Raw genomic sequence first — 10,349 nt, forward strand, 5'->3', positions numbered from 1 at the left:
ACCGGCCGTTCTTCGCCATGACCGGGGGTTAGCCAGCCGGGGCGGGCTCTGCGGCTACCGGGGGTTGGGCCGGTGCTGGATCGGCGAGGGCTGGGTCGGCCGGGGCGGGTGCGGCGGCCTGTGGGCCCGCAGGGGCGGCCGGTTCGGTCGTCGGACCAGCCGGAGCAGCCGGGGCGGCCGGAGCGGCCGGAGCGGCCGGATCAGCCGGGGCAGCCGGAGCGGCCGGAGCGGCCGGGGCGGCCGGATCAGCCGGGGCCGCGGGCACCGTCGACGTGGGCGCCGTGGTGGCTGGCTCCTGTTCGGGCTTGGGGCCGTTCATCCCCTCCATCTCTTCCTCGTAGGTCTCGTTGTAGGTCTTCCAGAACGTGGTGACGATGCCGGTGAGCTCGTTGAGCACCAGCGAACCGTTCTGGAAGTCGGTGCGCAGACCGTCCGGCACGAGGTAGGCGCTGCCGGTCGGCAGGCCGAGCACGCCCGCGTCGCCGCCCAGGCTCAGGTAGCGATCCAGGATCGCGCCCACCACCTCGAAGACCTGGCCGTTCTCGCCGGAGAAGATGTAGCCGTTGGCGAACTTCGCGTACTGACGGCCCTGTGAGCCCGACAGCAGATCCGACTGCGGCGCGCCCAGCGGTCCGTCGACACCACCGCGGCTCACCCAGTGCCTGGCGATCTCGTTCTCGCCGGACAGGCCGAGCAGCTTGTCGACCAGGGCGCCCAGTTCGGCCATGTTGCCCTGTTGTGGTGCGCGGGCCTGCCGGCTCGGCGGACGGGACGGCGTCGCGGGTGAGGAGTAGGTGCCCGCGTTGCCCGCGGCGATATTGCGGATCCGGTCCATCAGCTCGTAGAGGGCGTCACCGGGGCAGTCGGTGTTGCCGACGTCGCGGTGGGCGAACACCACCGGCAGGTCGACCGCTTCGTCCAGGGCGTACGGTGTGAACTCGGTGCCCTCGGAATACATCGTCGTGTGGCCCTTGGGGTTCAGCCCGGCGATCTTGGTCCGCCAGCCGATGAACTTGCCGAGCGCGGTGAGCGAGCCCTCGCTGGGCGCCTCGGACTCGTAGTTGCCCATCAGCGCCACGCCCGCGGTGTTCTCGTTGAAGCCGCCCGCGTGCGCGCCCTGCACCGCCCGGTCAAGGCCGCCGTAACGACCCTCGAAGATCTGGCCGTACTTGTCGACCAGGGCGTTGTAGCCGATGTCGCACCAGCCGAGGGTTTCGGCGTGATAGGCGTAGATCGCCCGGACGATGCCCGCCGACTCCGCGCGGCTGTATTCGTTGCGACCGGCGGTGTGGTGCACGGTGACGCCGCCGACGCCGTCGTCGTAGGTGGGTTCCTCGCAGCGGATCGACTCGTCGGCGCCCCACTGCGCGCGGGTGATGACCCTCGGTCCGCCGCCGGGCAGCGCGGCCGCGACGTCGTTGAGTCCGGCGTCGATGGCGGCGCGGCCGGGGTTGATCAGGATGGCCTTGAGCGCGGCCTCGGTGAGGTGGGCCGGGTCGTGATCGGGGCCCGCGGTCGGCTTGCGGGTCACCAGCATCTGCACGGCGGTGGTCTCGCCGACGTAGATCGGCTCGGTGCCGGTCAGTGCGTCGGCGGGGGTCTGGTCGGTGGCCCTGGTGTCGAGCGGATCGGCGTCGTACCAGGGGCCCCAGTTGCCGTCCTGCTGGCGGGCGCGCAGCTTGGTCGTGGTGTTCACCAGATCGCGCGCGGTGACGGCGACCATGCTGAACGGGGTGTCCTGGGTGAGCTCCTTGACCTGCGCGCCGACCTGGTCGACGAGGTCGGAGGCGACCGCGCCGGGGGAGAGCGCGGGGGTGTCGGGAGTGGTGCCGGGTTCCAGGTTGGCCGGGTCGGCGATGAACTTGATGCCGGTCGGGCGATGGGCGACCGGGGCGCCTGCTGGGGGAGCCGTCGCGGGTGCGGCTGGTGCCGGGGCGGCCGATGTCGGCGCTACGGGCGCTGCGGGAGCCGGAGCTGCTGGCGCCGCTGGTGCGCCGGGTGCTGCGGGTGCCCCGGGGGCGACCGGGACTGGTGCGGGGGCAGCTGGTGCCGCGGGTGCTGATGCCCCGGGTGCGGCTGGTGCTGATGCCCCGGGTGCGGCCGGGGCCGGTGCTGCGGGTGCCGCGGGTGCGACTGGCGCCGCGGGTGTTCCGGGCGCTGCCGGTGCCGGTGCCCCTGGTGCGGCCGGAGCTGGTGCCGCTGGTGCGGCCGGAGCCGCGGCGGGCGGCGGTCCCGGCGGTGCGGTCGGGACACCGGTGCTCGGCGCCGGTGGGCGCGCTGGTGCGCCACCCTGCTGGGCGGGTGCGCCACCCTGCTGGGCGGGTGCGGGCGCGGCGGTGGTCGTGGTCGGCTGCGCCTTGGTCGGGAGCGGCGGCAGCACGATCTCGGTCGGCAGCGCCACGCCCGGCGGAACGGGCAATCCCGGCGGCACCGGAATCGAGGTAGGCAGCGGCAGCATCTGCAGATCCGACAGGTGCAGATCGGGTAGGTCGAGACCGGTCAGCTCGCGTAGCGGGACCGTGATGTCGGGGACGGAGGTCAGCGCGACCTCGGCCAGCTGCGCCGGCACCGCCTCGAGCTGGTCGTTGGTGCTGCGGTAAGCGGTCGAGTCGCTCAGCGCGAAGGCGCCGACAGGAGCGGCGACGGCGAGCGTGGTGACCACCGGGAGCACGTAGGAACGTTTCGGCTTTCGATATCGCACGTGCCTTCTCCAATCAGGGTCGAGCTCGTAGACCTTGGTGGTTCAGGGGGGCCATCACCGGCAAGTGATGCTTGCTTCCTCTTGCCTCACACACCACACTAGTTAACATACGTCACACATCTAAACCTCAACTTGAGGATTATGTGATTGCTCGAATGTAGCCTTCGGAACCCGCTCGGCGGTGACGACATGCCGACGCGAGCTCCGCCGGTCGAACCACCGAACCGTGGGAGCGCAGGATGAGAGCCGACACCAAGATCAACCGCAGTACCCGCCGAGGGACGAGGCGCCGCAGCGTGCCGATGCTCAGGACCGCGCCACTGCCGGTCCTGGTCGGCGGCACCGCACTGGCGCTGACCGGCGCGATCGGGCTGTGGCAGATCCTGCCCGGCCAAGTCGCGCCGACGGTCGGAGCGGGTCACGGCCGCGGGATGAGTCAGGTCGGCGCGTTCGACAGCGCCAGGGAAGGCTGGACCGCGGAGGAGATCCTCGGGCACTACTACCCGGGCGCCACCCTCGGTCAGGTCGGGCCGACCACCATCGGCGTCCGGCTGCAGGCCCAGGACGACGCCACCCTCGACACCTACGCCGCCGCGGGCGCGCAGGTCGCGGGCCGGATGATCGGACCGGGCGAGGCCGCACACCTCACTCCGCTGCCGGACGGCGGCGCGAACGTCGTGGTCACCACGGGCTGCGACGGCGAAGTGCTGTGGCAGGCCGCGACCGACGATCCGTTCGTCTACCCCGTCGATGCCGGGCCGGGCCGGCCCGCCGGCGAACACCTCACCCTGTGCGGCGGCACCGCCTATCGGGGCGCGCTCGGCGTCGCGCTGGAGGGCGGCGCGTACCGGACCGTCAACCAGGTGGACCTCGACGACTACCTCGCCGGCCTGCTGCCCGCGGAGATGCAGGCGAACTGGGCCGATCAGGGCGCGTTCGAGGCCCTGCGCGCGCAGGCGATCGCCGCCCGTTCCTACGCGCTCGCGGAGAACCGCTACACCTACGCGCAGACCTGCGACACCACCGATTGCCAGGTGTATCCCGGTACGGTGAAAGAGGATTCGCGCACCACCGAAGCCGTCGCGGCGACCGCGGGCACGGTGCTGCTGCGCGACGGCCTGATCCTGCGCTCGGAGTACTCGGCCGCCCCCGACGGCGGCAGGCCCGCCGATATCGAGACCTTCGCGGTCGGCCCCGCGCCCGGCGAACTCGTCGAAACCGCCCCCGCGCCACCAGCTCCCACCTATCCGACCGAGCCTGATCCGACGATCGAGGCGCAGGCGGGCGAGAGCGTCATCGACGCCGAGTACCGGCGGATCGGCGGTGCGGAGAGTGCGATCGGCGCCCCGATCGGGCCGGAAATGCAGCTGCCGCAACAGGCGGGCACGTATCGGCTGTACACGAACGGTGTCATCGTGGCGACGAAGACGCTCGGCGCGCAGGTCGTCGACTTCTCGACGCTGCTCCAGCTCGTTCCGGGCGCGGGTGATCAGCTGCCTCCGTCGGCGTCGGGGGAGCCGAAGGTGACGACGCCGGAAGGTTCGGCGCCAACGGATATCGCACCGGGTGAGGGTGCGCAGGTCCCGGCGCATCCGGACGGTTCGACGCCGGGTGCGGGTGTGCCGCCAGCTGATGCGCCGCCGGCCGGTGCGCCGACGCCGGGTGCTGGCGGTGTGCCGCCGGCTGATGCGCCGGCGCAGGCTCCGAGCGGTGCGCCGGTGGCTGGTGTGCCGACGCCGGGTGCGGGTGGTGCGCCGGTGGCTGGTGTGCCGCTGGAGGCGCCGGTGTACGGCCCGGCGAATCCGGCTGCCGCGCCGGGCGTTTACGACGGCGAGTAGCCCGGCGTAATCGTGCGAATCGGCGCTGTTCGATCAGATATCTGACTGGCGCGGCTCGGATCGCACGATTACGCCGGGTCAGTCGAGCGCGGTGTCGTCCAGCCCGACAGCCAGGACGCGCAGCAGGCCGGCGAGTTGTTCGCGTTCCTCGGCGCCCAGCGACGCGAGCAGCCGCTGCTCGTTCGCCACGTGCAGCGGCAGCAGACGGTCGACGAGCTCCCGGCCCTCGTCGGTGAGCTGGACGAAGACCGAGCGGCGGTCGTCGGCAGAGGGGGCGCGCCGGACCAGGTTCTTCGCGGCCAGCCGGTCGATCCGGTTGGTGATCGCACCGGAGGTGACCATGGCGGCCCGGTTGAGCGAACCCGCGGTCAGGCCGGTGTCGCCGCCGGAGCGGCGCAGCGTGGCCAGCACGTCGAACTCCCAGAATTCTAGGCCGTGACCTGCGAAGAAGCGTTTGAGATCCTGCTCGAGGACGCGCGAGAGCCGGGTGATCCGGCCGACGATCGCCATCGGTGACACGTCGACATCGGGTCGTTCGGCTCGCCAGTGCTCGGTGATCAGGTCGACGGCGTCCCGCATGCGCTTTCCTCTCGGTTGAAAATCTTAACGTTCATCTACTTGACGCTGAGCCATCCCGCCGGGTAGATATTTCAATGTTGAGATTATCAATCAGGAGTGAACATGACCACCGCAACTCGCCCGACCGGCTACGCGGGCACCCTCGCGCTCACCGCCCTCACTCCGATCGTGTGGGGCTCCACCTACGCCGTCACCACCGAATTCCTGCCGCCGGAACGGCCGCTGTTCACCGCCCTGATGCGTGCCCTGCCCGCGGGCCTGGTGCTGCTGGCGCTGACCAGGGTGCTGCCACGTGGCATCTGGCTGGGCCGCGCCGCCGTGCTCGGCGTGCTCAATATCGGCGCGTTCTTCCCGCTGCTGTTCCTGGCCGCGTACCGGCTGCCCGGCGGGGTCGCCGGGGTACTCGGCGCGGTGGCGCCGATGATCGCGCTCGGCTTCGCGGCCGTGCTGCTCGCCGAGGCGCCGACCCGGCGCAAGGTGATCGCCGGGGTGATCGGCGTCTTCGGCGTCGCGCTGGTCGTGCTCCGCGGTAATGCCGAGCTGGACACGATCGGTGTCATCGCCGGACTGGCCGGTGCGGCGTCGATGTCGGCGGGCACCGTGCTGACCAAGAAATGGGGACGCCCCGACGGCGTCGGCCCGCTGGCGATGACCGGCTGGCAGCTCACCGCCGGCGGCCTGTTCATCCTGCCGCTCGCACTGCTCCTCGAAGGCGCCCCGCCCGCCCTCGACGGTGCCGCCATCGGTGGCTACCTGTACCTCGGCATCATCGGCACCGCGGTCGCGTACTGGCTGTGGTTCCGCGGAATCTCGCGGGTGCCCGCGACTTCGGTGGCGTTCCTCGGTCTGCTGAGCCCGATGTCGGCCGCGGTGATCGGCTGGATCGCGCTCGGTCAGGCGCTCACTCCGTTGCAGATCCTCGGCCTCGTCATCGCGCTCGCCGGCACCGTGCTCGGCCAGATTCCGGCGAGGCCCGCTCCGGAACCGGTTGCACCGGAAAGTATGTCGGCCGCCGAAGGGGCGCAGGCGTCGGTCGCGGTGAAGTAGCTCCGCCACTCTCCGGCCGCGGGAATCGCCGGGCGACCCCACTCCTGCCAGGCCGTGCGGCGTGCACCGCCGGTTTGCGCGCCGCGCTCGACGCGGGCTTTCTCGATCGGCAAAATAGATTTGACCTTGACGTTGCGTCAACTTACATGCTGGTTCCACCGACGAGGACGAAGGGAGAACGTCATGACAGCGGACGAATGGTCCATCCAGGATCTGGCCAAGACCGCGGGCACCACCAGCCGCACGCTGCGCCATTATGGTCAGCTCGGGTTGCTGGAACCGACCCGGGTCGGCGTCAACGGCTACCGCTACTACGACCAGGCTTCCCTCGTTCGCTTGCAGCGCATTCTGCTGCTTCGTGAACTCGGTCTCGGCCTTCCGGTCATAGCCGAGGTCCTCGCCGGCGAACAGGCCACTGCGGACGCGCTGCGCACCCACCTGAAACTGCTTCGGCAGCAACAGGATCGGATTCGGCGCCAGATCGCCTCAGTGACAACGACGCTGCACAAGACCGAAAGAGGTACACCACTCATGGCTGAAGAAGTTTTCGACGGCTTCGATCACACCCAGTACAAGGACGAGGTGATCGAGCGTTGGGGCAAGGAAGCGTACGAGAGCAACGACCGCTGGTGGCGCTCGATGTCCGACGCCGAGCGCCGGGCATTCCTGAAGACCCACGCCGACATCGCTGCTGACTACGGGAAGGCGCGTGACGCGGGACTTCCGGTCGACCACGCTGATGTTCACGCGATCGTCGCCAGGCATCACATCTGGATCAGCGACGGCCGTGGTGGGGCGGAGATCACGCCGGAGATGCTGGTCAATCTCGGCGAGATGTATGTCGCCGAGCCGCGATTCCGCGCCAACTACGACATCCACGGGGAAGGCACGGCCGAGTACGTCCGAGACGCGATCAAGGCGTACGCCGAGAAGCAACAAGCCTGACGTCCCCGGCCGGTTAGTTACTCCTCGGGCGAACGCTACCGAGGATCAGTTCGCCGACGCTGCTCTCCACCGTCCGCTCTGTACGGATGACTTCGGAGAACAGTGCTTCGTCGCCCGCTCCCAGTGCGCACGCCCCGATCCCGAGTGACGTCGCTACCAGATAGACCGACTGGTAGAGCACACCGACATCTTTCAGGATCAGGGCGTAGGGAATGCTTTCGTAGGTGCGGAGCAGACGTCCGAACCGTGCCGAGATGATGAGGAGGACCTGCGGACGTTCCCGCGTGGCGACGGCTGCGCCCGCAGTCCTCAGCAATCGCTGCGCGGAGTCGCCATCCTGGTCGATCCGGCACAGACTATGGCCGAATTTGTCGTAGTGATAGACGCCAGACGATAGTCCGTCGACCAACCCGACGACCGGGTACACCTCGAGTTCATACGCCGAACCGCCGGACGGATACGGTGAACTGACGTACTCGGTGCCTTGGACAATCGATGTCGAACGGATGCGCGCACTGCGATAGAGCAGTTCCGACAGCGTGCGCAGATCGAGCGGATTGTCGTTGTCGTGTTCGCGAACCGATCTGCGGGTTTCCATTGCCCACGCGAGCGGTACGTCGTCGGCCATCTTCGTGGCCAAGTCGGGTTTCGGGAGGGCGATCCTCGCTCCCGCGTGCGGCTCCCGAAGTATCGGTACGGACGGATGTAGCTGTTTGCCCCATTCGGTTCGCCCGAAACCGGCATCCGGGTAGGCGCCGTTGCCCACCCGGCTGCGGTGGTGGAACCACAGATCTTGAGTGGCCCACTGGCGCAGGTGCGCAGGCTCGTCGGCCGACGGGTCCGCGAGTACGCCGGCGTAGCCGAGGTCGCGCAGGAAGCGATTCACCACGGTGGTCGGCAGGGTGCCCGCGGCGGGCTCGCCGGTTTCTCCGAGGGCCACCGCCCCCAGCACAGCCGCCAGGGCCGGATCGCTGATCTCGAGTCTGGCTGCGGCCAACGGCGATTCGACGATCAGTGACTCGTCCTGTCGCCGGGATACGGCGAAGCGGGACAGCATCCTGCCGGTGGGGTGAGCCGACGGCTCGTCCTCTTGGCTCGAGAAGCCGGCGGGCATCGGGCCGGTCGGGTAGACGGAATACAATCGCCGGGAATTCGAATAGACCGTCAAGGTGAGCCAGCCGCCCGCACTCAGAGCACGAAGCACCTCGGTGGAATCCGGTGGTTCGCTGTTCGCGCGGAGGTCGATTCCGGTGGTCGCGAGGCGTTGCAGTAGCCGCACGTGATCACTACCTGCCCACGGAAAGCTCTCGCTGTGCACCCAGAGACCTCGAAGCAGCAGGTGGAATCGTGTGCCGGTGTCTTCGGTGCCGATGGAAACACTCGGTCGCAAGCGGTACACATACTCGATCTTCGGCGGGCGGCTATGGTTCGCCGCGCGTGGTGGCGTGTCACCCGCCATGACTGGGCGAACGGGTATGAGCATGGGTCACCAACTCCGTCGCCGAGATACCGAAGAGGTCCTCGACGGCGTTCGCGATCATGTGGCACAGCAGTATTCGGTCTTTGGGAACCAGGCCGAGTTGCGTCAGGTGAAGATAGGTGAAGTTCAGCAGCAGGCGATAGATCGTGAAGTCTGCGCTGTCTTGCATTCGCGACCACTCGGGGTTGGCGAAGAGCCTGCGATGAAAGTCGCTGGCCTCGAGTCGCCGCTCTGCCCCTGGCCGCGGTGGCGGTGGTGGCGGAATCGGCAGCGAGCCGTCGGCCAGCGCTCGCTGGATGCGATCTCGATACCGTCCGATGGTCAGGAACCATTCCGCGAGACGGTGATCCGGTGCCAGGTCGTGATCGATGGCGTCGACGATATCCGCGACGCGGGCCCGCAACGACTCCGCCGTCTGACGGTAGTTGTCGTCCCAGTGGCGGCGAAGCACGGCACCGTCGGCATTCTGGGCCAGGAAGCCCTCTGCATGGGAGCGGAAGGAGATGAAACCTCTGGCTATGCCATCGGCCGCGCCGAGATGCGCTGTCGCGACCATCAGGTCGAAGGCCCGCGACATGAGTTGTGGCCGTGTCGGGCACGTTTCGTACGCGGTGAAGGTGAGATCGGTGGTATCGGCGTAGAAATCCGCCAGCAGTTCGGCGCCGCAGGGGCTGCCCATGGCCTCGGTTCGGTCGTCGAACTCAGCGCGGAGCACAGTATTGTCCGGAACCCAGGGAGAGAGCGGACCCTTCTCGGCCTCGAGTTCGGCTAGCGTGCGGTGCTCGTGCGAGTGCAGATCGATATCGAGCACCGTCGTGGACGGTTCGGCCGTCAGGTACCGGGAGAGTTCTCGCTCGGCAGTAGGCCACACCAGCTTGTCGAACGTGTGGTCATCGGTGCGGAAGTTGAGTCGCAAGTGTGGCCCGAGCCGCCAGTGGCGGGTAATCGACACGGCGTCGACGAAGGGGCGCAAGTCTCGGAGGACCGGACGGACTCCACTCAGCAGCAAGCCGGATTTGTCCGGCTGGTAGTAGTACACATGAATGCTTTTCCATCGCAAGGCGATCACCCCCAGGTCACCGGTAGCCGTTCGGGCCCGTAGATCGACATCGCCGTGCGCATCGGGATCTCCCGGGTCGGGACGGCGACGCGGAGACCGGGTAGCCCCTCATGTCGTCGGACGCGGGATCGGCCATCCACGCGGTCAGCGTGTCATCACCGGGCACCTGCCTACGGTGTCGCACCAAGCGGCCGACGTAGTGGACGAGCTTCACCACGTCGGCGGACCGCGCTTCTGTGTCGGGCTTGGTGGTGATGCCGGTGCTGAGCTGTTCGACGAACTTCCGATGCGCCGGCGGAATTCCGACTACAGATTCGCCGGCCCGCTTTGTTTGAATGAGTTTCGGAGGATCGAATGGGCACTCGGCGGTACGTTCCACGGAGATCGTCTTCGGTGTCGCATCCTTCTGCACCGCACACTCCCCTCGATCTACCGACGTAAGTCAAGGTAACAGCGGCCCGACCGTGGAGCCATAGTCTCAACCGGGCTAGATCGGGCCACTCGGTATCGCAAGGAACAGTCCGTTCCGGATCATGTGCCGCCCGCATGGATTTGCGAATCTAGGAGCGTAATCGACGGAACAAACAGGGTGTCGCGGAGCATGACCCGCCGATAGTTCGGCGGCGGGGGGGGCGGGCCCGGGCCGGGGCTGGGGGGTGTGGCGGGGGGGGCAGGAACATGTATATTCAAAATCAGACA

Annotated in this window: 7 protein-coding genes; 3 read left to right on the forward strand and 4 right to left on the reverse strand. The window is 68.5% G+C overall.

Annotated features, from left to right (window positions below; genetic code table 11):
- Positions 1-28: 28 nt before the first annotated feature.
- Entirely contained in the window at positions 29-2,701 is a 2,673-nt protein-coding gene (locus ACFWPJ_RS14645) for an N-acetylmuramoyl-L-alanine amidase (protein ID WP_378851265.1), read from the reverse strand.
- A gap of 239 nt (positions 2,702-2,940) precedes the next feature.
- Between ACFWPJ_RS14645 and ACFWPJ_RS14650 the strand changes: the two genes are divergently transcribed.
- Positions 2,941-4,539, forward strand: coding sequence for a SpoIID/LytB domain-containing protein (locus ACFWPJ_RS14650; RefSeq protein ID WP_378851268.1), 1,599 nt, complete (start codon positions 2,941-2,943; stop codon positions 4,537-4,539).
- 78 nt (positions 4,540-4,617) lie between these two features.
- On the opposite strand, the gene ACFWPJ_RS14655 is transcribed toward ACFWPJ_RS14650, so the two are convergent.
- Complete coding sequence (locus ACFWPJ_RS14655; RefSeq protein WP_378851271.1) at positions 4,618-5,118, reverse strand: MarR family winged helix-turn-helix transcriptional regulator; 501 nt, start codon at positions 5,116-5,118, stop codon at positions 4,618-4,620.
- A 102-nt stretch (positions 5,119-5,220) separates the two neighbouring features.
- On the opposite strand from ACFWPJ_RS14655, the gene ACFWPJ_RS14660 reads away from it, so the two are divergent.
- Both ACFWPJ_RS14660 and ACFWPJ_RS14665 read left to right on the forward strand, forming a co-directional pair.
- Positions 5,221-6,165, forward strand: coding sequence for an EamA family transporter (locus ACFWPJ_RS14660; protein WP_378851274.1), 945 nt, complete (start codon positions 5,221-5,223; stop codon positions 6,163-6,165).
- 183 nt (positions 6,166-6,348) lie between these two features.
- Positions 6,349-7,110, forward strand: a complete 762-nt coding sequence (locus ACFWPJ_RS14665) for a TipAS antibiotic-recognition domain-containing protein (protein WP_378851277.1) — start codon at positions 6,349-6,351, stop codon at positions 7,108-7,110.
- Between the two features lie 13 nt (positions 7,111-7,123).
- Here the strand turns inward: ACFWPJ_RS14665 and ACFWPJ_RS14670 are convergent, their stop codons facing one another.
- Complete coding sequence (locus ACFWPJ_RS14670) at positions 7,124-8,500, reverse strand: SagB family peptide dehydrogenase (RefSeq protein WP_378851280.1); 1,377 nt, start codon at positions 8,498-8,500, stop codon at positions 7,124-7,126.
- Between the two features lie 58 nt (positions 8,501-8,558).
- Positions 8,559-9,659, reverse strand: a complete 1,101-nt coding sequence (locus ACFWPJ_RS14675) for a thiopeptide maturation pyridine synthase (RefSeq protein ID WP_378851283.1) — start codon at positions 9,657-9,659, stop codon at positions 8,559-8,561.
- Between the last annotated feature and the right edge of the window lie 690 nt (positions 9,660-10,349).

The organism is Nocardia sp. NPDC058497 (genome assembly GCF_042720195.1).
Classification (GTDB): domain Bacteria; phylum Actinomycetota; class Actinomycetes; order Mycobacteriales; family Mycobacteriaceae; genus Nocardia.